The sequence below is a fragment of the Shimia sp. R9_3 genome, from assembly GCF_017743755.1.
GTDB lineage: Bacteria > Pseudomonadota > Alphaproteobacteria > Rhodobacterales > Rhodobacteraceae > Shimia.
The window spans coordinates 354,262-372,869 of the sequence record NZ_JAGHRP010000001.1; the positions used below are offsets into that span (position 1 = coordinate 354,262).

Here is an 18,608-nt window from a genome sequence, read left to right on the forward strand (position 1 = left end):
CATGTCCAATGCCCAACTGGAACAAGCCATCGAAGCCGCATGGGATGCGCGCGATACCATCACCTCTGCGACCACCGGCGAAACCCGCGAGGCGATCGAAGACACGCTGAACGCGCTGGACAGCGGCAGCCTGCGCGTTGCTGAGAAACTCGAAAGCGGCGATTGGCATGTGAACCAGTGGGCCAAAAAGGCTGTGCTGCTTGGCTTCCGCATCAAAGATATGGAAATCCAGGATGGCGGCCCACAAGGCTCCGGCTGGTGGGACAAAGTGGACAGCAAGTTCAAAGGCTGGGGCGAGACCCAGTGGAAAGAGGCAGGCTTCCGTGCTGTGCCCAACTGTGTTGTTCGCAGATCCGCTTATATCGCACCTGGCGTGGTGTTGATGCCATCTTTCGTGAACCTTGGCGCCTATGTTGATGAAGGCACTATGGTCGACACTTGGGCCACCGTTGGTTCTTGCGCGCAGATTGGTAAAAACGTGCACCTCTCCGGTGGTGTGGGTATCGGTGGCGTGCTGGAGCCCATGCAAGCTGGCCCAACCATCATCGAAGACAACTGCTTTATCGGCGCACGCTCAGAGGTGGTCGAGGGTTGTATCGTGCGTGAAGGCTCGGTGTTGGGCATGGGTGTCTTCATTGGCCAATCTACTAAGATCGTGGATCGTGAAACCGGCGAAGTGATGTACGGCGAAGTGCCGCCATACTCCGTGGTTGTCGCTGGCTCCATGCCGTCCAAGAATGGTGTGAACCTCTATTGCGCTGTGATCGTGAAGCGCGTTGACGAAAAAACACGCTCCAAGACCGGTATCAACGAGCTGCTCCGCGACTGATTTTGCGGCGGCCACTGACTGAAACAAATGAAGGCGCTCTCGGGATTGAGCGCCTTCTTTCTATCCATCAGATGCCGAAGCCTGTATGGGAGCACTGAACGAGGATCGCTCAGCCCATTTATCCGACCAAGATCCACCTGTGTACGTCACAAAGTGAGATCAAGGTAGAACAAACAAAGGAAAGCATCGCGATGGCCCAAGAGAAGAAAAAGAAAACACGCCAACAGGTCTACACTTTGTTGGTTCAGGTTGGGCGCAAAGACGGTGATGGTCTGCCCGAAGAAGCGACCGGTGGCGCGCTTATGATCTATGCCAGCGGCGTGGACGAAGCGGAAGCTGTGCGTGAAACGGTGGCGATCCTGAAGCAGGCAGACCTCAACCCGCTTGACGTGACCGGATATGGCACCATTGAGGAGCGCGAAGCGCAAGGCCATGAAATTGACGGGCAAGAGCGCGAGTTGATGCAGCGCGCGCTGGATGAAAACTCCGTTGTTGTCGCGCAGATGACCCCGTTCTTTCACGGCGAAGAAAGCGAAGGCGAAAGCACCGAACATTAAGTTCGGCTTTTGACCTACGCGGCCCGTTGGGCAGCAAGTGTAAGAGCGTCAAACTCTCTAAGCACCGGATAGGCCGTGCGAGAGTGCTCAGGCAGTTTCGCGCGTGGATAGCCAGATAGCATACTCGCGTTCAAAATTTCCCGCTTGCGACGCAGTCGACCAATGTCGAAGCTCTCCAGATAGGTTCCTGCCACCAAAACGGCGGCATGGTCTGGCAGCAGCAATTGGCAGTATGTCGTAAGTGGGGTGGAGCCACCGCTGGTCGCCGCATTTCCGTGAAGGAGGTGGCCTGCTGGCACCAATACATATTCTGATCCGAACATGTACTCGACTCGGCTTCCGCCAATCACCAGCCTTTGGGTTGGGCTTGTCACAATGTCTTGGGCGAGACCAAAAAAAGGTGCGCGTAGTCTGATAGGAGCGAAATTGCCGGCTGCTGGGACGGTGCGCATGATATTGGACAGAACAGGTACCAGATCACCGGTGGACGTTTGGACAACATCGCCGCGCCGCAGGTTGCCCACCGGCTGATAGCCGCGGTCTGTCATCACTGGCGTCTCCGGAGTCAAGCTCGGCATAGGGCCTATGGGCTCGATGCGATTTGAGAAGGCGATAAAGCACACATCGTTGGCAAGAATGCGGGTTTCCGCGAGCAATGTGCAGGCCTTGACGTCTTCAGGGCTGAGGGCGATTGGTGCCTTGATGCTGCGGTGTGCCACGCGAAACGTGCCCGGTTGTTCCACCGACAGACGTCCCAATCCTGCCGTCAGATCCCAAGAGTATGCGACCCGCAAGGCATCGGCCCGACCGATGGTGTCCAGATTGACTGCGCCGTGACAGGTGCGGCCGGCGCGGTTCATGACCAATACCACGCCGCCACCGGGCACCGCCTGCAGAGAAAAACGCACCCCGTGGCCGTCAACTGGCCGAAAAGCCAACAGCGTTTGTGGACGATCATATGGGGATGCACGCATCTCAAGCACAACACTTCCGCGCGTCATCGGTGTCTCGTCGTCACCCGTATCGGCCCCCGCGCCAACGCCCAGATGGGCCAACCCATTTGCGCAAAAGAGGGCTCGGAATTTGTCCAGTAAGCCGATCCAGCTCATGTGGCGTTGCTCCTGAGTGGGGCAGAATGTGGATATGCCTGTGCGGTGTTCATACGCGCCACGCGATTATTCTGCTGCGATGGCAGCAAGTTGCGTCATTGCAGCCACCTCATAGCTGCGCAGCCCCCGCCGTGCCATCGGACCATATCCCTCCCCGGAGACCCGGTCGATCTCCGGAAAAATGGCGCAGATTTCATCCACAATTTCCGCTTCAAAGCTGGCGGAAGTCTGAGGCCCCGGCAAAAAACTCTCAGTTGGCAGATTCTCTGAAAACACAATCTGATGCTCGTCAAACAGCAGATGCACATATTCAACCGTACCGCCGGGCACCCGCCGCACAGATTGATCGTTGACCAGATCCCGCGCAGTCACCAAGACCTCTTCTTCGCCAAAAAGCAGTTCAGCCCAAGCGTTCTGCATGAGCACACGATGCAGAGGGGACAGTTTGAGGCTGCGATGCTTGCCAAACGTGTTGGCGGCGATGTGGATGGGGGCCAGATTGCCCTCTGCTTGCACCTCTCGCCGTCCGATCCAGCGAATGGGTTGTGCGCCATGGTCCATGGTCTCTACCAGGTCACCGATGTTCAGGCATTCCACCGGCACCTCGCCGCAAGGGGTGCGAATAAACGTGCCCGCGGTAAAACAGGGGGCCTGATTTACGGTGACAAAGCCCACATCCGTGGTGCCGTTGTTATCGTCGACCGTGTAGGAGAAGTTGACCACTTCTTCGTCATCATCACCCACAAGCGTGAGTGTCCCATCACCGTTGACCGTCACTTCCTGACCGCTGGGCAGAGTGATTGTCCCGCCCGCTGCAACAGGCTGGCCGGAGATATGGGTGATGGTGAGAGAGTTGCCGGTGTCGTTCACATCATTGGCAAGCACATCGATCGTGCGCGTGCCATCGATTGGCAGGTTCACCTCATCGAGATTGGCAACCAAGGAAGTTTGCAGTGAGTTTGCCGCGATTAGTAATGAGCTGTCATAGCTGCTGTCGGAAACATCCGCGATGACGATGCGAATGGTGTTCAACCCTTCCGTGATGTTGAATTTCAACGTCATGGTCTGGGTAAACCCGTCCATCTCGGTGTTGAATTGGCTACCAGTGTTGTCGACAAAGAGGCTTTCGTTGTTTCCCGTGTTGATGTTTCGGGGGTCTACGTCGCCATCGCCAATCGCCAGCGGCACATAAGTTCCGTTGACGGAGACAGCCACAAAGTCTTGATAGATCGAGTTGGTGAACTCCGGATATTCTTCGGAGGCAAAGACAAATTGCATTGTCATTTGGCTGGCTTCAGTGGCCGTGAAGGACACATCCAGGTAAGCCGCATCAAAGGTTGAAGTACCCGCTATCGCGTTGAATTCGGGGTTGTTGTCTTCGCCATTGGTATTTGAAGAGCGGTTGGTCCGCTGGTTAAAAGCACCAAATCTGTTGGAAAAGTTGGTCGCTCGACCCGTTGAGAGGATCACCCCGGAATCGCTTGGCGTGGCTTCCGGAGAGAGGGAATCGCCGTCCGTATAAATGCCAGATGATGTACTTTGTCCGCTGTAGGATGCAGAAACGATAGTGACATCATCGCCGAAAATGGTTTCGGCCATGTCGATCGCGGAGGCACCGGTGTTGATTGGCACTCTGGGCATGTTGCTCTTCTCCTGCTTCCAACAGGCACATCACGCATCAGAGATCACGCCGGAGGATCCGGGTGATGATAAAACCTCATGGCGCAGCTTTTTGCTGATCGTTTCCATGGGGGCGGCTTTCGCCAACTGCTGGTGACCTGCCTCGGTCGATTTTTATTAACAATAAGTAAATCGGAAACTTTGGGGTTTGTTAAGTGGTTAGGCCTGAAGCCTCGCGCTTTGTGGCGGAAATGTGGCTTTCCGGTCCTGTCTTCCTGTGCCACAAGACCATGACCGAATATGAGGATGCGCCCATGACTTCCATAGATGCCGCCAAGTTGGCTGCAGATCTGATCCGTTGTCCCTCCGTGACGCCTGAAGAAGGTGGCGCGCTGGTATTGTTGGAGGATTTGCTTTCTGGCGCGGGTTTCACCTGCACACGTGTGGACCGCCATGGGATTAGCAACCTCTTTGCCCGCTGGGGGGAAAGGGGGCATGCAAAGACCTTTGGCTTTAATGGCCACACCGATGTGGTCCCGGTGGGCGATGCTGCGGCATGGAGTGTGGACCCTTTCGGTGCCGAGGAAAAAGACGGCATACTCTACGGGCGCGGTGCCACCGATATGAAGTCAGGTGTCGCGGCTTTCGCTGCGGCTGCGATCGATTTTGTCTCTGACACACCACCAGACGGTGCCATTGTGTTGACCATCACCGGCGACGAGGAGGGGGATGCGATTGATGGCACCACCGCTCTGCTGGATTATATGGCCGAACAGAACGAGCAAATGTCCGTCTGCCTGGTTGGAGAGCCAACCTGCCCAAACGAAATGGGCGAGATGATGAAGATCGGTCGCCGCGGATCTCTTAATGCGTTTTTCAAGTTCACCGGGGTGCAGGGGCATTCGGCTTACCCTCATCGCGCCAACAACCCAGTTCCGGTCATGGCACGACTGATGGACCAGCTGTCGCGCCACACTTTGGATGAGGGCACAGATCACTTCGACGCCTCCACACTGGCCGTTGTCACGATGGACACGGGAAACCCTGCGACCAATGTGATCCCCGCCGAATGTCGTGCGACGCTCAATATACGGTTTAACGACGCGCATTCCGGTGCCTCGCTGACAGACTGGATGCAAACCCAAGTGGATGCGTTTGCCGCTGAAACAGGTGTGCAGATCGATTTGCAGGTTAAGGTCTCTGGCGAAAGCTTCATCACACCTCCCGGGATGCTCTCTGATCTGGTCGCAGCTGCTGTGGAGGCTGAAACGGGCCGCACGCCCGAGCTCTCAACATCTGGCGGCACATCTGACGCGCGCTTTGTTCAGCATCACTGCCCGGTTGTTGAATTTGGTCTGGTTGGCAAAACCATGCACCAAGTCGACGAGCAGGTCCCGGTGGCACAAATCCATCAACTCAAAGCGATCTACAGCCGGATACTAAGTGACTATTTCAGCTAAAAACGACCCAATTCGCCGTCAACGACTTGTTGTGATGCTCAAGGAGCCACGCCCCGGTCGTGTCAAAACACGTTTGGGGCGCGACATAGGTATGACGGCCTCTGCCTGGTGGTTTCGCCACCAGTCCGCGTCGCTTTTGAAACGTCTGGAAGACCCGCGCTGGGACCTGCTTCTTGCTGTCGCTCCGGATCGCGCTGGGCTTAGCTCTCGCGTTTGGCCAAGCCATCTCCCGAGGGTTCCTCAGGGTAGCGGTGATCTTGGTGCCCGTATGGTGCGTCAATTTCATCGGATGCCGCCGGGCCCGGTTTGCATCATTGGGGCCGATATCCCGGGCATCACCCGCGCACGGGTCAGCGAAGCTTTCCGCGCGCTGGGCGATCACGAAGCAGTCTTTGGTCCCGCGCCGGATGGCGGTTTCTGGTTGGTTGGCCTGAAACGCACCGCGCTGCCGCCGCCTTCCCTCTTCCACAATGTGCGTTGGTCCAGCGAACACGCGCTTGCAGACAGCCGTGCCACACTGCCGGTTGCAAAGATTGCCACGGTCGCCACTCTTGCTGATGTGGACACAGTTGCGGATCTTGCGCGGCTCTAAGCTTCTCATTCGTCAAGTATCCCGGGGATGAACTGGGCCGCAGGCACAGGAAGGGGCTGGCCCCTTTATATTCTGCACGTAGACCTACTGACTGCACCGTGATAGGGCAGCCCTATGCCTATGCCCTCCAAAGAGGAAGTCCTTGAGTGGATTTCCGAAAACCCGACCCTCACTTCCAAACGCGACATCGCCAAAGCCTTTGGCATCAAAGGGCCTGCGCGTATCGATCTCAAGCGCCTGCTCAAGGAGCTTGAAGCCGAGGGTCATTTGCAAAAGCGCCGCAAGACCTATCGCGATCCGCACAAATTGCCCCCGGTTTCGGTTCTGCAAATTGCCGGTCCCAATGAAGATGGTGATCTCTTTGCGCGGCCGCTTGAGTGGCATGGCGAAGGAGAGGCGCCAACAATCTTGGTGATCCCGCGTGCCTCTGATCCTGCGCTTGGACAAGGTGACCGCATATTGGGCCGCCTCACCGAAGTTGTGGACGAGGGCTACCAATACGAAGCCCGTCTCATTCGCCGCATCGGCACCAACCCGCGCCGTGTTCTGGGGGTCTTCCGGAAAACCGCCGAAGGAGGGCGCATCGTCCCCATTGATAAAGGCGACGGCAAAGAGTGGTCCGTCGCCAGCGATCAGAGCGCAGGTGCAAAGGATGGCGAGTTGGTGGAAGCCGAGCAATCCGGCCCACGCGGGCGTCTCGGATTGCCACGCGCGCGCATTGTTGGTCGTTTGGGAGACCCTTCAGCCCCAAAATCCGTCTCGCTGATTGCGATCCATCAGCACGGAGTTCCCGATACCTTCCCAGATGAGGTGGTCTCGGAGGCGGACAAAGCCAAACCGGCACCGCTCGGCGCGCGCGAGGATCTGCGCGACATGCCTTTTGTCACCATCGATCCGGCGGATGCCAGAGATCATGATGACGCCTGCTGGGCACATGCTGATGATGATCCCCAAAATGCGGGTGGGCACGTGCTTTGGGTCGCGATTGCGGATGTGGCACAATACGTCACCCCCGACACAGCGCTTGATCGCGAAGCGCGAAAACGTGGCAACTCCTCGTATTTCCCGGATCGTGTTGTGCCCATGCTGCCGGATCGGCTGTCCGGTGATCTTTGCTCTTTGCACGAAGGTGTGCCACGCGCAGTGATAGCGCTCCGGATACAGATCGATGCTGATGGCAAAAAGATCGGACACCGTTTCTGTCGCGCCATGATCCGCTCGGTTGCCTCGCTGAACTATGGCGAGGTGCAGCAGGCGCAGGATGGCCATTCTAACGAGCGTTGCGCCACGCTCATGGACAGCGTGATTACCCCGCTTTATGCGGCCTATGCAGCGTTGATCAAAGCGCGTGAAGCCCGCCAACCGCTGGCTCTTGATCTACCGGAGCGCAAAATTGAGCTGTCAGACAAAGGTAATGTGCTGTCAGTCAACTTCCGTGACCGCTTTGATGCCCACAAACTGATCGAAGAGTTCATGGTGCTCGCAAACGTCTGCGCCGCTGAAACGCTGATTGCCAAAAAATCACCACTCCTGTTCCGTGTGCATGAAGAGCCAAGCCCGGAGAAGCTGAACGCGCTGCGTGATACGGCACAGGCTGCGGGGTTGACTCTGGCCAAAGGGCAAGTCTTGCAAACACGGCACCTCAACCAGCTGTTGGATGCCGCGGCAGGAACAGAGCAAGCTGAACTCATCAACCTCTCGACTTTGCGTTCGATGACACAGGCCTATTATGCGCCTCAGAATTTCGGCCACTTCGGTCTGGCGCTCAGAGCTTACGCACATTTCACCTCTCCGATCCGCCGCTACGCGGATCTGATTGTGCACCGCGCGCTGATTTCGGCGCATGGCTGGGGCCATGATGGGCTCACGCCGGAAACCATCGAGCGGCTGGAAAATACCGCCACGCATATTTCCGACACTGAGCGCCGGTCCATGCTGGCAGAGCGCGACACCACCGATCGCTATCTGGCGGCCTATATGTCAGAGCGGATCGGCAACGAGTTCACCGGACGCATCAGCGGCATTGCGCGGTTCGGGGTGTTTGTGAAACTGGACGAAACCGGTGCGGACGGTCTTATTCCGATGCGGGAACTTGGGCGGGAATATTTCCACTTCGATGCGGAAACCAATACGCTGACCGGCTCTGACACGGGCATTGTGATTGGCCTTGGCCAGCGCGTGACCGCGCGTCTGACAGAAGCGGCGCCGGTGACCGGAGGCATCGCGCTGGAGCTGATTTCGCTGGATGGCGAAGTGGTGAAACGCGCCGGGCGCGGCGGCAAGAACCGGCGCGGTGGTCCGGTGCGGCGCAAGGCCGCCAAGGCAAAGCACAAGGCGGCCAAGACCAAACGCAAAGTTACTCGGCGGCGGAAGTGAGTGGCGTAGCCGCCATTGGGATGCTCTGCGGGTAAAGCGCGGCCCGCGCACGCTCCACATAAGCAGTGAGCGTGGGTTTGGCCTTCAGCGCAGCCTGAAGGTCGGTTTCGGCGGGCAGTTGCAGGATCATGTCCAGAGTCGGCACAATGGCGGCATCCGCGCCAGAGGGCGCTGTGCCAAAGAGATAGGGTTTTGCGCCCAACTGCGTCTCTAACGCAGCCAAATCCTTGTCAAAACGGGCCTGCCGGTCGGCAGGGGAGAAGCGTGCAATGCCATGTCCGGTCAATCCGGCCCGCACGCCTGCGCGGGCCTCCTCTGCCACCGCATCGCGCATGTCTGCGGGCACCTCTGAAAACAGCAGCGCACGGGTGTCCGGCCAGACCAAATCATTCAGCCAGCGGTCATGGGCCATGCCCAGCACCAGACTGTCCTCGACCATACGCACCAGCGCATGGGCCTTGCCCCGCTCTTGTGCGCTCATGTTCGGATAGAACTCTGCACCCTGTGCGGTCAGATAGGCCTCGATATTGGCGCTGTCGGGGATCAGGCGGTCAGGCAGGCGCAGCACCGGCAGTTTGCCAAGCGGCATGGGGGAGACATCCGTGGTGATCTCCGGCTGCCAGTCTGCGCCGGCCATCTGAAGCAGACAGATGGCCTTTGTGCAGAATGGCGACAGGCTGGGCAGGGTTTCGGTGCCGGGGAACATAATCAAGTGCATTTCTTCACTCCTTTAGAAAAGATGCGCTTTGTCTAACGGAGGCTCTTGTCAGCTTTTGTCAGTTGGATGCAGTATCAAGACTTATGAGCCGCACCGACCGTTTGTTTCAACTCATGCAAGCTTTGCGTGATCTTCCACATCCCGCCACAGCGCAGGCTTTGGCGCGGGAATCCGGCGTGTCAGAGCGCACCATTTACCGAGACATCGACAGTTTGCGCGGGCTTGGAGCGGTGATTGATGGCGAAGCGGGGTTTGGTTTCACTTTGATCGAAGACGCAACACTGCCTCCTTTGGGGTTTGTGCCTGAAGAAATAGAGGCCTTGGTGGTTGGATTGAATGAAGTGATGGAAGTTGGCGACCCGGCCCTGGCGTCAGCCGCTCATTCGGCTCTAAACAAGCTTAAATCGCGTCTGCCAGAGGCACAGGCGCACCGCTTGAAACATGCGGTTCTCACGGCAAGGCGCTTTGAAAAGCCACCGGCTCCCGGAATTGACGCAAGTGTTTTGCGGCAAGCTGCCTGGGAAGAGCGCACGGTGGGCTTTGACTATGCCGATGCACAGGGCGCGCAGACATCGCGTCAGGCCGACCCATTGTCGATTGTCTTCATGAAAACCGCGCACTGCCTGTTGGCCTATTGCCATCTCAGGAAAGATTTTCGAGCGTTCCGATTGGACCGTATGTCCGATCTAGCAGTTACTGAGCGTTCGTTTCGTCCCCGCCGTATCCCGATGCTCCGGGAATTTAAGCAGCGCCTTCGGGATGAAAATCAGACGTCGGCAAATCCTCGCGCTTGAATGTGTCTTTTCTTTTGTGACGGGGCGGATCGCGGTAGACTTTTCCTAAACAGGCGAGGAGCAGGGCCATGTGGAAAAACAAATATTGGGTTGTTGGCGTTTTATCGGCAGCCATATCCACGAGCGCGACGGCCAATGCGCCTTCCCAATCGCTTCGCCCCGTTCTGCGACCTCTTGATCCTGCCCTGACAGCACCCGCTCCCCAAACAGTCGCTGTCAGTAACAAGGGATTTCAGCGTTGGATCAATGGCTACCGTGGTCGTGCAATCAGCGCTGGTGTGAGTGCTGCGGTTTTTGATCAGGCTTTTCGCGGCGTGCAATACAACAGCGATGTGATCCAGAGAGATCGCAATCAAAGCGAGTTTACCAAAACCATTTGGGAATACCTCGACAGCGCTGTCTCTGACACCCGGATCAAAAACGGCAAGGCTGCGCTCAAGAAACATCGCAGGACCCTCCAGCGCATCGAGGCGCACTATGGTGTTGAGAAGGCGGTGGTTGTCGCGGTTTGGGGATTGGAGAGCAATTACGGGACCTATCGTGGGAACACGCCCATTATTGAGGCCCTGGCCACGCTTGCCTACGATGGCCGCCGCGGTAAGTTTTTCGAGCAGCAGCTCACAGCCGCGTTGAAGATCCTGCAAAATGGGGATGTTTCGGCGCGCAATATGACCGGGAGCTGGGCTGGTGCCATGGGACACACACAATTCATTCCAACCTCCTATCAATCCTTCGCAGTTGATTTCACCGGAGACGGCAAGCGCGACATTTGGTCGGAAGACCCGACAGATGCGCTGGCGTCCACTGCGGCGTATCTGAAGCGTTCAGGGTGGGTGTCTGGCCAGCCTTGGGGTGTCGAGGTAAAACTGCCGCGTGGCTTCAACTACGCCCTCGCAAATCGCAAAATCAAGAAATCCCCTGCTGAATGGGCGCGTTTGGGGGTTGTGGGGATCAACGGCCGATCCGTTCCAAACCACGGTACGGCGTCGCTCTTGTTGCCCGCGGGCGGTCAGGGCGCGGCCTTTCTGATTTTTAAGAATTTTGCGGTGATCGAGCGCTACAACGCGGCAGATGCTTATGTGATCGGTGTTGGCCATCTGAGCGACCGGATCGAAGGTGGTTCGGCCATTCAAGGAAAATGGCCACGTGGTGATCGCGCGCTGACCTTCAAGGAGCGCAAAGAGCTGCAGCGTCGACTGACCAAAGCGGGTTTTGATACCCAGAAGGTAGATGGCAAAATCGGGCCTCTGACCATTGAAGCTGTGCGCCAATATCAGCGCTCTGTTGGGCTTGAGCCTGATGGATATGCGTCTCTGACGCTGCTCAAAACACTGCGCTAATCTCTGCATCCTTCCACAAAAAAGGCGGCCGCTGTTTCCAGAGACCGCCTTTTTCTGTTTCTGCCACCCGCTTAGGTTGGGGACATTCCCCGCAGGCGTTCTGAGCGGCGGCGCAGAAGCTCTACCGTGGTCAGGAGTGCGATAGAGATCGCCACCAGAATGGTTGCCACGGCAAGAATGGTGGGACTGATCTGCTCCCGAAGGCCGGTGAACATCTGCCATGGCAGGGTCTGTTGTTTGGCCGATCCCACAAAGATCACCACCACCACCTCGTCAAAGGAGGTGATGAAGGCAAACAGCGCACCGGAGATCACGCCCGGAAGGATCAGAGGCATTTGGATGCGATAGAACGTCGTGACCGGGTTGGCGCCCATGCTGGCTGCAGCGCGTGTCAGAGAGTGGTCAAAGCCCACCAGCGTTGCTGTTACGGTGATGATCACAAACGGGATACCGAGGGCCGCGTGAGCAAGGACAACACCCCAGTAAGTACCTGCCAGACCCATGCGAGAATAGAAGAAGTACATACCCGCTGCCGAAATGATCAGAGGTACGATCATCGGAGAGATCAACGTGGCCATAATCGCACGGCGGAAGGGCACATGTGGCTGGCTCAAGCCAATCGCTGCGAGGGTACCAAGAGAAACGGAAAGCAAAGTCGCCGCAGGTGCGATTTTCACCGAGTTCCATAGGGCATCCTGCCAGTCCGGATTGCCGAAGAAATCACGGTAGTGCTTAAGCGAATAGCCTTCCGGATCGAAGCTCAGCATTTCCTTGGTGAAGGTGAAGAAGTCCTGAGCGTTAAAGCTCAGCGGGATCACGACCATGATCGGAGCGATCAGGAAGAAGAAGATCAGGCCGCAGATAACCCGGAAAGAATAGTACCAAACACGTTGGCCGGTGGTTGCATATGGTGGAAGTGCGCTCATGTCCGTTACCCCAGCTTCACGTTGTCGATGCCGACGATTTTGTCATAGGCCCAATAGAGCACGAGAACGACCGCCAGAAGGATTGCGCCAAGTGCTGAGGCGAGACCCCAGTTGAGCGACGTCGAGATGTGGAAGGCGATCTGGTTGGAGATGAAGGTACCTTTTGTCCCCCCCACCAGAGCTGGCGTGATGTAGTAGCCGATTGCCAGAATGAACACGAGGATCGATCCGGCGCCAATGCCCGGTACGGTCTGCGGGAAATAGACCCTCCAGAAGGCCGTCCAATCGGTTGCACCCAAAGATTTGGCCGCGCGCAGATAGGAGGGATTGATGGTCTGCATCACCGAATACATCGGCAGAATCATAAACGGCAGCAGGATGTGGGTCATGGCCACGATTGTGCCGAACTGGTTGTTGATGATCACGAGGCGGCTGTCATCGGCGACAAGACCGACATAGACAAGGATGTCATTGATCACACCCTGTTGTTGCAGCAGGATTTTCCAGGCCGATGTCCGCACCAGAAGCGAGGTCCAGAACGGCAGCAGCACAAGGATCATCAGCATGTTTGCCTTGCGTGCTGGCAGATTGGCCAGAATCCACGCCACCGGATACGCCAGCAGGATACAGCAGGATGTGATCGCAAGAGACATCCACAGGGTGCGGCCCAAGAGCTTCATATAGATCTGCTCATCTTCGGGACGCATTTCAGGCCCGTCGGTGCCCACACGCATATCAACCGCGTTGAGGAAGTAGCCGGAGGTGATGGTTGGGGAATAGGTCTGGAGCGTGCGCCAGTTGTCGTGCTCACCCCAGCCCTTGTTGATGTCGATCAGCTCTTCTTTCCAGGGGCCGCCGTTTTCGAGATCAAATTTCTTGGCTTTCCGGCCGGTCTTCCGGAAGAGGGACGACATACCCGGGTTTTCATAGTTCAGACGGGTGCCGACCTTGGTGTGGATCTTTGCTTCTGCCGCGTCTTTCAGATCCGCCGCCATCGCGGCAAAGACCACCTCATCGGGCAAATCGCCTGTGCTGGCATCCCAGTCGGCCAGAGCCTCGACAGTGCGTGGCAGCGTGTTGGAGACGATACCATTCTGAACCGAGCGATAGAGCATATCCACCACGGGCAGGATGAAACTCACGAGAATAAAAATCAGCAAAGGTGCGATCAGCAGCAGTGCCCGCATTTTCTGTCGCCGGAGTGCCCGCGCGAGACTGCGCTTGAGGGGCGTCCCGTCTGCGGCCAGAACCGGGCCGGCGGTATCGGTCATATCGCTCATGGTATCCCTGTCGGCTATTGCCGTTTGTGCGTTGCAAGTCTGCGAAAGGCGCAGACGAACACCTATTTTTAGGTTGTTCTTGTTTTGGAGGAGGGGGCCGGTTGAGGCCCCTTCCCAAATCTTCTCAGCTTAGGCCGGAATTACTTCGCCAGCCACGCTTCGAACTTTGCGTTCAGGTCGTCGCGGTTGTCTGCCCACCATTCGTAGTCATAGATGTGCACGTTGGTCGCGTTGGCCGGATCGGTTGGCATGTGTGGTGCCATGTCGATGCCCAGTTCAGCGTGGGTGCCCACGAGTGGCGCAGAAGATGCGCGCGCTGGACCGTAGGAGATGTATTTCGCCTGATCGGCCAGACGCTGTGTGTCTGTTGCGAACTTCAGGAAGTCCATCACACGTGCTTTGCGGTCTGCAGGCAGACCTTCTGGAACAATCCAGCCGTCAAGGTCAAAGGACTGCATGTCCCAGAGCATGCCAATCGGCTGGTTCTGCTCTGCAATGGCAGAGAACAGACGGCCGTTAAAGGTGGAGCCCATGACAACTTCACCGTCAGCCAGCAGCTGTGGGGTTTCCGCACCTGCGGTCCACCAGACAACCTGATCTTTGATGGTGTCGAGCTTTGCCAGCGCCTGGCTTACACCTTCGTCGGTGCCCAGTGTGTCATAGATGTCTTCTTTGGCAACACCGTCACAGAAGAGAGCCCATTCCATGTTGTCGATTGGGCGTTTCTGAAGTGCGCGCTTGCCTGGGTAAGCTGCCAGATCGAATACGTCGCAAACCGAGGTTGGCGCGGTGTCGCCCACCAGATCGGTGCGGTAGCCGAAGGTGGTGGAGTATACGATCTGAGGGGCAAAGCACTCAGACACCAGCAGATCACCGAAGTCATCTTCTGCAGAGGTGCCATCAGGCGCGGTCGCCAGATCGGTGGCCGGATCCAGCTCCACCGCCAGACCTTCGTCGCAAAGACGCATGGAGTCAGATGCCACTACATCGACCAGATCCCATGTCACATTGCCCGCTTCGTTCATGGCGCGCAGTTTGGCCACGGCTTCGGCAGAGCTTTCATCCCAAGTGACTTTTACTTCCGGGTGCATTTCCAGATAGGGCTCTACATAGGCTTTGATCTGGCTGGACTGGTAAGCGCCACCCCAGGACACCAGGGTCATTTCGTTTGCCATTTCCTGGGCAAATGCTGCCGGGGCGCAAAGTGCTGTCGTTGCCGCCAGTGCTGCAAGTTTGGTGAGTTTCATAGAACACTCTCTCCTTGTTGGTTTTCTTTGATTTGACTTTTTATCCCCCGGTCAATTGAGCGCCGGAGGTTTTTGTCCCTTTGTCAGGCGTCGAGCGCGCGACAATCCTGAGGCAGCCAGCCGATCTCGATCTGCTGACCTGGCTTCAGGCGTTCCACATCCGGTGCGTTCCGGGTTTTGATGACAAACTCATCATTGCCCGCCACCGAAAGACGTGTGCGGAAGATGTCGCCCATGTAGATGAATTCCTTCACCTCGGCTTTCAGCGTGTGGGCGCCTTCCTGAATGCGTTCCTTGTTGTATTCCACGCGTTCCGGACGGATGGAGACACGGGTGCGGGCGCCGGGTTTGACGCTTTCATGCACTGGCATCGCATCAATCAGCTCGCCATCGTCCAGTTGGATCAGTGCCAGACCGTTGTTGAGCTCCTTCACGGTGCCTTCCAGCGTGTTGTTCTCGCCGATGAACTGCGCCACGAAGCTGTTCTGAGGGGCCTCATAGAGGGTGTCAGGCGGATCCAGCTGTTGAATGCGGCCATCGTCAAACACCGCGACGCGGTCAGACATGGTGAGCGCCTCGGTCTGGTCGTGGGTCACATACACGGTGGTGATGCCGAGGTTGTGGGCGAGGTTGGTGATCTCGAACTGCATTTTTTCGCGCAGCTGCTTATCGAGTGCGCCGAGCGGCTCGTCCATCAGCACCAGCTCAGGCTCAAACACCAGCGCGCGCGCCAGCGCGACCCGCTGTTGCTGGCCCCCGGAGAGCTGGGAGGGCCGGCGGCCGCCAAAGGCGCCCATCTCCACCATATCCAAAGCGCGCATGATTTTCTCTTCGCGCTCGGTTTTGCCCATCTTGCGCACTTCCAGAGGGAAGCTCAGATTTTCCGCAATCGTCATATGCGGGAAAAGCGCATAGTTCTGGAACACCATCCCGATGCCGCGTTTGTGCGGCGGGATGTTGTTGATCGAGGTGCCGCCCAGACGGATGTCGCCGTGGGTTGCTGTCTCAAATCCGGCCAGCATCATCAGGCAGGTGGTCTTGCCTGACCCTGAGGGCCCCAACATTGTTAGAAATTCGCCTCTGGGCAGGCTCAAATTCAGATCTTTGACGACGAGTGTCTCACCATCATAGCTCTTTTGCACGCGGTCGAATTCGACAAACGCGCCGTTAGATGCACTATCAGCCAAAATAGGCTCCCTGTGTTTTCAGTCGGCAGATTGTCTCTGCTCATCTGTTTCAAGTGTAACCACACCTGCGTCTCATTGCGCAACACCGCAGTCCACATCGGAAAGTTTGCCAGTCAATCTCGTCCGGCAAGGTCGGTTTGCGACACAACAAAGATGATTTTCGTCAAAAACCGACAGAGGTAAACCCATAAATCTAAAAAATATCCGTGAATTTCCCCTTTGGGTTGAGAAGTGATGTTTGCGAGGCAAAAAAAAATCCCCGGAAAGTGCTTCCGGGGATGTCAATTTGATCAATTATTAGGCGACTATTTGTAGAGGCCCTCAGCTTTGATTTGCTCGTAGGTCTGATCCAAAGCGCGCGTTGCGCGTTCGATCAGAACATCAACATCTGCTTTCTGAAGCACCAACGGCGGGGAGATGATCATCCGGTCGCCGACGTGGCGCATGATGAGGTTGTTGGCAAAGCAGTGCTCCCGGCATTTGTAACCCACGGTTCCTGTCTCTGCTTCAAACGGCGCGCGGGTTTCCTTGTTGGGTGTCAGCGCAATTGACCCCATCATCCCGACGATTTTGGCCTCACCCACCAAAGGATGCTCTGTCAGCGCTTCCCATTTCTCTTTGAGGTACGGCGCCACGTCGTTGCGGACATGGCCAATGATGTTTTCCTCTTCCAGAATGCGCAGGTTTTCCAGCGCTATTGCGCAGGCCACCGGATGGCCGGAGTAGGTATAGCCGTGGTTGAACTCGGTCGCGCCCACCACATTTGCCACTTCATCACAGACAATCGAGCCGCCGATTGGCGCATAACCTGAAGAAAGGCCTTTGGCGATCGACATGATGTGAGGCGTGATGCCCACTGTCTGGCTGCCAAACCAGTTTCCGGTGCGCCCAAAGCCACAGATCACTTCATCCGCGATCAGCAGGATTTCATACTTGTCGCAGATGCGCTGAATCTCAGGCCAATAAGTCTCTGGCGGGACAATGACACCACCCGCGCCCTGAATTGGCTCAGCAATGAACGCCGCGACGCGATCCTCTCCGAGTTCCAAAATCGCGTCTTCCAGCTCTTTTGCACGCTGCAGACCAAACTCTTCAGGGCTCATGTCACCGCCCTCAGCCCACCAGTTTGGTTGGTTGATATGGTGCACATCCGGAATAGGCAGGCTGCCTTGTTGGTGCATTGGCACCATACCGCCGAGGCTTGCACCGGCCATGGTGGAGCCGTGATAGGCGTTTTTACGGCTGATGAAGACCGTTTTGCTGGGCTTGCCTTTGGCAGACCAATAATGTCGCACAAGTCGCATATTGGTGTCATTGGCCTCAGAGCCGGAGCCTGCATAAAACACATGATTGAGATCACCCGGAGCAAGCTCTGCAAGCTTTGCTGACAGTGCGATCACCGGCACATGAGTGGTTTTGAAGAATGTGTTGTAGTAGGGCAGTTCGCGCATTTGGCGCGCGGCGACTTCCGCCAGCTCCTCGCGGCCATAGCCGATATTAACGCACCAAAGCCCGGCCATCGCGTCCAGAATCTGCTCGCCTTCGCTGTCGGTTAATGTCACGCCTTTGGCCTGCGTGATCACCCGCGCGCCGGTGCTGTTAAAATCTGCCTGCGTGGAAAACGGATGCATGTGGTGCGCCGCATCCAACGCCTGAAGCTCTGCCGTCGGCAGGTGATTGGTGATCATATTCATGGCAATCCTCGCAGAGAAAATTTGGGGCAGGGTGAGGGTGTCCTCAGCTGCTTTCATTGTCTGCGTTCAAAAATATGATCAAATTTTGATTAGTCAATCATCTCGGCGAATCCAGTGCCTTCACGAAGGGCATCACGGATCTCTTCCATCCCTTGTGTCACGTCTTGGCGGATGGCTTCTCCCACCGCCGCTGCATCTTTTTTGTGCAGCGCTTCCAGCGCGGTTTTGTGGTTGTCTGGCAGGTTTTGCGTCCCCATGCGCCCGCATACCACGCGCATGGAAGGCCCGAACCGCAGCCACACACTGTTGGCCACATCCAGCAGAATCGGTGCTTCGGCTGCCTCATAAAGCAGCGCGTGGAAATCATAGTTGCGGCGAAGATAGGCAGAAACATCACCGCGTGTGATGGCCTCATCCAACCGAGAATCGATCTGTTCCAAACGTGCGATCTGGCGTGCCGAAATATGGGCCACAGCCTGTTCTGCGAGCCGCGTTTCCACTGATTCTCGAAGGAAAATAAGGTCATCAATGGCATCCACAGTCAGCAATGGCACCACAACACGCCGGTTCCCTCGAAACTCCAGCGCGCCTTCGCTTGTCAGCCGTCGAATCGCTTCTCGGATTGGTGTCATGCCTGCGCCTGTGCGCTCGATGAGGCCTTGGATGGTCACGGCCTGACCCGGTGCAAGCTCTCCAAAAAGAACGGCTTCACGCAGTTGTGCATAGACCTGCTGATGCACCGGAACACGGGCCGTACTTTCTTTTGTCTGCTCACCAGCTAGTGTCAAATCCGACCTGCCTTTCATTTATGCAAACCATGCTTGAGTGGCTCTCTCAAACACGCCTCTGTGACGCTCAATTGCACAAGTATGTTGCCAT

General features: G+C 56.9%; 15 protein-coding genes and 1 pseudogene. 7 read left to right on the plus strand and 9 right to left on the minus strand.

What is annotated here, in order from left to right; translation table 11 throughout:
* Position 1 precedes the first annotated feature (1 nt).
* A complete protein-coding gene (gene dapD / locus J7412_RS01595; protein WP_209076421.1) occupies positions 2-829 on the plus strand; it encodes a 2,3,4,5-tetrahydropyridine-2,6-dicarboxylate N-succinyltransferase in 828 nt (275 codons plus the stop codon).
* A 191-nt stretch (positions 830-1,020) separates the two neighbouring features.
* Positions 1,021-1,386 carry a hypothetical protein gene (locus tag J7412_RS01600; protein ID WP_209058343.1) on the plus strand — a complete coding sequence of 122 codons (366 nt, stop codon included), beginning with the start codon at positions 1,021-1,023 and terminating at the stop codon, positions 1,384-1,386.
* A gap of 14 nt (positions 1,387-1,400) precedes the next feature.
* Here the strand turns inward: J7412_RS01600 and J7412_RS01605 are convergent, their stop codons facing one another.
* Both J7412_RS01605 and J7412_RS01610 read right to left on the minus strand, forming a co-directional pair.
* Positions 1,401-2,495: a Hint domain-containing protein gene (locus tag J7412_RS01605; protein WP_209076423.1), complete on the minus strand. Its 1,095-nt coding sequence runs from the start codon at positions 2,493-2,495 to the stop codon at positions 1,401-1,403.
* A 66-nt stretch (positions 2,496-2,561) separates the two neighbouring features.
* Positions 2,562-4,136 (minus strand): Hint domain-containing protein, encoded by a 1,575-nt coding sequence (locus J7412_RS01610; RefSeq protein ID WP_247743718.1) that lies wholly within the window; start codon positions 4,134-4,136, stop codon positions 2,562-2,564.
* A 293-nt stretch (positions 4,137-4,429) separates the two neighbouring features.
* On the opposite strand from J7412_RS01610, the gene dapE reads away from it, so the two are divergent.
* The 3 genes from dapE (at position 4,430) to rnr (ending at position 8,543) form a co-directional block, all read left to right on the plus strand.
* Entirely contained in the window at positions 4,430-5,575 is a 1,146-nt protein-coding gene (dapE, locus tag J7412_RS01615; RefSeq protein ID WP_209077501.1) for a succinyl-diaminopimelate desuccinylase, read from the plus strand.
* Positions 5,576-5,609: 34 nt separating this feature from the next.
* Complete coding sequence (locus tag J7412_RS01620) at positions 5,610-6,167, plus strand: TIGR04282 family arsenosugar biosynthesis glycosyltransferase (protein WP_209077503.1); 558 nt, start codon at positions 5,610-5,612, stop codon at positions 6,165-6,167.
* 114 nt (positions 6,168-6,281) lie between these two features.
* Positions 6,282-8,543, plus strand: coding sequence for a ribonuclease R (gene rnr / locus J7412_RS01625; protein ID WP_209076425.1), 2,262 nt, complete (start codon positions 6,282-6,284; stop codon positions 8,541-8,543).
* Here the strand turns inward: rnr and J7412_RS01630 are convergent.
* Entirely contained in the window at positions 8,524-9,261 is a 738-nt protein-coding gene (locus tag J7412_RS01630; RefSeq protein ID WP_209076427.1) for a glutathione S-transferase family protein, read from the minus strand. The genes rnr and J7412_RS01630 overlap by 20 nt on opposite strands.
* 83 nt (positions 9,262-9,344) lie before the next feature.
* Here J7412_RS01630 and J7412_RS01635 point away from each other — a divergent pair, with 83 nt between their 5' ends.
* Both J7412_RS01635 and J7412_RS01640 read left to right on the plus strand, forming a co-directional pair.
* A complete protein-coding gene (locus J7412_RS01635; protein WP_209076430.1) occupies positions 9,345-10,055 on the plus strand; it encodes a YafY family protein in 711 nt (236 codons plus the stop codon).
* A gap of 68 nt (positions 10,056-10,123) precedes the next feature.
* Positions 10,124-11,395: a lytic murein transglycosylase gene (locus tag J7412_RS01640; RefSeq protein ID WP_209076432.1), complete on the plus strand. Its 1,272-nt coding sequence runs from the start codon at positions 10,124-10,126 to the stop codon at positions 11,393-11,395.
* A 71-nt stretch (positions 11,396-11,466) separates the two neighbouring features.
* Here J7412_RS01640 and J7412_RS01645 read toward each other — a convergent pair.
* The 6 genes and pseudogenes from J7412_RS01645 to J7412_RS01670 all read right to left on the minus strand — a co-directional run.
* Positions 11,467-12,312: pseudogene (locus J7412_RS01645) on the minus strand (ABC transporter permease); the annotation flags it as partial.
* A 14-nt stretch (positions 12,313-12,326) separates the two neighbouring features.
* Positions 12,327-13,601: an ABC transporter permease gene (locus J7412_RS01650; protein ID WP_209076433.1), complete on the minus strand. Its 1,275-nt coding sequence runs from the start codon at positions 13,599-13,601 to the stop codon at positions 12,327-12,329.
* 140 nt (positions 13,602-13,741) lie between these two features.
* Positions 13,742-14,848: an extracellular solute-binding protein gene (locus J7412_RS01655; RefSeq protein ID WP_209076435.1), complete on the minus strand. Its 1,107-nt coding sequence runs from the start codon at positions 14,846-14,848 to the stop codon at positions 13,742-13,744.
* A gap of 83 nt (positions 14,849-14,931) precedes the next feature.
* Positions 14,932-16,035: an ABC transporter ATP-binding protein gene (locus J7412_RS01660; protein WP_209076437.1), complete on the minus strand. Its 1,104-nt coding sequence runs from the start codon at positions 16,033-16,035 to the stop codon at positions 14,932-14,934.
* 305 nt (positions 16,036-16,340) lie between these two features.
* Positions 16,341-17,729 (minus strand): aspartate aminotransferase family protein, encoded by a 1,389-nt coding sequence (locus J7412_RS01665; protein ID WP_209076439.1) that lies wholly within the window; start codon positions 17,727-17,729, stop codon positions 16,341-16,343.
* 89 nt (positions 17,730-17,818) lie between these two features.
* On the minus strand, positions 17,819-18,517 hold the full coding sequence (locus J7412_RS01670; protein WP_247743719.1) for a GntR family transcriptional regulator: 699 nt from the start codon (positions 18,515-18,517) through the stop codon (positions 17,819-17,821).
* Between the last annotated feature and the right edge of the window lie 91 nt (positions 18,518-18,608).

Bases quoted from the DNA above. Each gene is read 5' to 3' on its own strand.
- J7412_RS01665 (WP_209076439.1), bottom strand. From the start codon at position 17,729: ATGAATATGATCACCAATCACCTGCCGACGGCAGAGCTTCAGGCGTTG.
- J7412_RS01605 (WP_209076423.1), bottom strand. From the start codon at position 2,495: ATGAGCTGGATCGGCTTACTGGACAAATTCCGAGCCCTCTTTTGCGCA.
- J7412_RS01600 (WP_209058343.1), top strand. From the start codon at position 1,021: ATGGCCCAAGAGAAGAAAAAGAAAACACGCCAACAGGTCTACACTTTG.
- J7412_RS01650 (WP_209076433.1), bottom strand. From the start codon at position 13,601: ATGAGCGATATGACCGATACCGCCGGCCCGGTTCTGGCCGCAGACGGG.
- dapD (WP_209076421.1), top strand. From the start codon at position 2: ATGTCCAATGCCCAACTGGAACAAGCCATCGAAGCCGCATGGGATGCG.
- J7412_RS01655 (WP_209076435.1), bottom strand. From the start codon at position 14,848: ATGAAACTCACCAAACTTGCAGCACTGGCGGCAACGACAGCACTTTGC.
- J7412_RS01610 (WP_247743718.1), bottom strand. From the start codon at position 4,136: ATGCCCAGAGTGCCAATCAACACCGGTGCCTCCGCGATCGACATGGCC.
- J7412_RS01630 (WP_209076427.1), bottom strand. From the start codon at position 9,261: ATGCACTTGATTATGTTCCCCGGCACCGAAACCCTGCCCAGCCTGTCG.
- J7412_RS01640 (WP_209076432.1), top strand. From the start codon at position 10,124: ATGTGGAAAAACAAATATTGGGTTGTTGGCGTTTTATCGGCAGCCATA.
- rnr (WP_209076425.1), top strand. From the start codon at position 6,282: ATGCCTATGCCCTCCAAAGAGGAAGTCCTTGAGTGGATTTCCGAAAAC.
- dapE (WP_209077501.1), top strand. From the start codon at position 4,430: ATGACTTCCATAGATGCCGCCAAGTTGGCTGCAGATCTGATCCGTTGT.
- J7412_RS01635 (WP_209076430.1), top strand. From the start codon at position 9,345: ATGAGCCGCACCGACCGTTTGTTTCAACTCATGCAAGCTTTGCGTGAT.
- J7412_RS01620 (WP_209077503.1), top strand. From the start codon at position 5,610: ATGCTCAAGGAGCCACGCCCCGGTCGTGTCAAAACACGTTTGGGGCGC.